Origin of the sequence: Sutterella sp. (assembly GCF_052272535.1) — a bacterium.
GTDB lineage: Bacteria > Pseudomonadota > Gammaproteobacteria > Burkholderiales > Burkholderiaceae_F > Sutterella.
On the sequence record NZ_DAVZJY010000327.1, the window covers coordinates 1 to 1,904 of the forward strand.

Genomic DNA, 1,904 nt, shown 5'->3' on the forward strand with positions numbered 1-1,904 from the left:
TCGCGGGGTGCGCGGCGGGCCGGACGTCCGGGCGCGGGAGGGCTCCGCCGGGGGAACGGGAGAAGAGCGTCTCTCTTCGTGCGGTCGGTTACAGAGAAACGGTTTGTTGCATAATGCAGGCTTTTGGGGGCGGGCCCTCCCGCGGACGCGCCGGCTCCCGCCCCGAAAACCCCTTTTTAGAAGAATCCGGACGGGAGGCTCCTCCTCGAAGCCCCTCCGCCCGCCAACGCAAAGAAGAAGAAACCCATGGAACCCTACGCCGCCGGATGGCTGTCCATTGTTCCGCCGATCATCGCGATCGCGCTTGCACTCCTCACGAAGGAGGTGCTCTCGTCGCTCCTGATCGGCATCCTCGCGGGCACGCTCATCTACACGATCGGTACCGACGGCAACGTCATCATGGGGACGCTGCAGACCACCTTCACCCTGATGGGCAACAAGGTGGACTTCAACATCCTCATCTTCACCTCGCTCCTCGGGGCGCTCGTCTACGTGGTCGCCATGTCGGGCGGCACGAAGGCCTACGGCACCTGGGCGGTCGAGCGCGTGAAGAGCCGCCGCGCGACGCTCACGTCCACGACGGGCCTCGGCATCCTCATCTTCATCGACGACTACTTCAACTGCCTCTCGGTCGGCACCGTGATGCGCCCGCTCTGCGACCGCTACCAGGTCTCGCGCGCGAAGCTCGCCTACATCATCGACTCGACCGCGGCTCCGATCTGCATCATCGCCCCCGTCTCCTCCTGGGCCGCGGCCGTGGGGTCCTCTCTCAAGGGCAACGGCGTCTTCGAATCCGACATGGCCGCCTTCATCGCCTCGATCCCATGGAACTTCTACGCGCTCCTCTCGATCTTCATGGTGGTCTTCATCATCTGGACGGGACTTGACTTCGGTCCGATGCGCCGCTGCGAAGAGCGCGCCCTCGCGGGCGACGTGGGCGGCATCCGCGGCGGCGGGGCCGAACCTCCGAAGTCCAATCCCAACGGCACCGTGGCCGACATGCTCGTTCCGATTGCGGCGCTCATCGTCCTCGCCGTGCTCGCCCTCATGTACTCGGGCGGCTACTGGGGCGACGATCCGGCCTACCACAGCTTCCAGAGCTCGATCGGCAATTCGTCGGCCGCCTCGGCCCTCGTGTGGGCGGCCTTCGGCGCCGTGCTCGTCGCCTTCGTGCTCTACGTGCCGCGCAGGCTCGTGCCCTTCACCGACTTCATGCAGGGGCTCGTCGAAGGCATGAAGCTCATGCTGCCGGCGAACATCATCCTGATCCTCGCGTGGACGCTCTCGGGTGTCTGCCGCGACCTCATCAGTACGCCGCAGTTCGTCGAGTCGCTCGTGACGAGCACGGGCGCGGACTTCTCACTCTTCCTCCCCGCGATCGTCTTCGTGATCGCCGCCTTCCTCGCCTTCTCGACGGGAACGGCCTGGGGCACCTTCGGCATCCTCATTCCGATCGTGGTCCCGGTGGTGCAGGGCGTGGACCCGTCCCTCACGACCGTCGTCCTCTCGGCGACGCTCGCGGGCTCGGTCTTCGGCGACCACTGCTCGCCCATCTCCGACACGACGATCCTCTCTTCGGCGGGCGCCGGGTGCAACCACATCGAGCACGTCTCGACGCAGCTTCCTTACGCGCTCCTCGTCGCGGGCTGCTCGGCCGTGGGGTACCTCGTGGCCGGCCTCTCGGGCGGCAACCTCTGGCTCTCGCTCGGCACGGCGACGGCGCTCCTCATCGTCGCGACAGTGACGCTCCACGCCTGGAAGGGCGGGAGCGCAAGGGCGGCGGCAGTCTGACGCCACTCTCCAGAGCGTCCACCTCTTCGTCCGACGGGCGCTGTGACGCCGCCCCGCCCGCCGGACGACCCCTCGAAGCGCGCGCCCCGAAAGGATTCCTCCGGAATCCGCGG

Annotated in this window: 1 protein-coding gene; it reads left to right on the forward strand. The window is 67.2% G+C overall.

Going from position 1 to position 1,904, the window contains the following annotated elements; all coding sequences use genetic code 11:
• Positions 1-246 precede the first annotated feature (246 nt).
• Positions 247-1,791 carry a Na+/H+ antiporter NhaC family protein gene (locus ACT6Y9_RS10705; RefSeq protein WP_295479644.1) on the forward strand — a complete coding sequence of 515 codons (1,545 nt, stop codon included), beginning with the start codon at positions 247-249 and terminating at the stop codon, positions 1,789-1,791.
• The last annotated feature ends 113 nt before the right edge of the window (positions 1,792-1,904 follow it).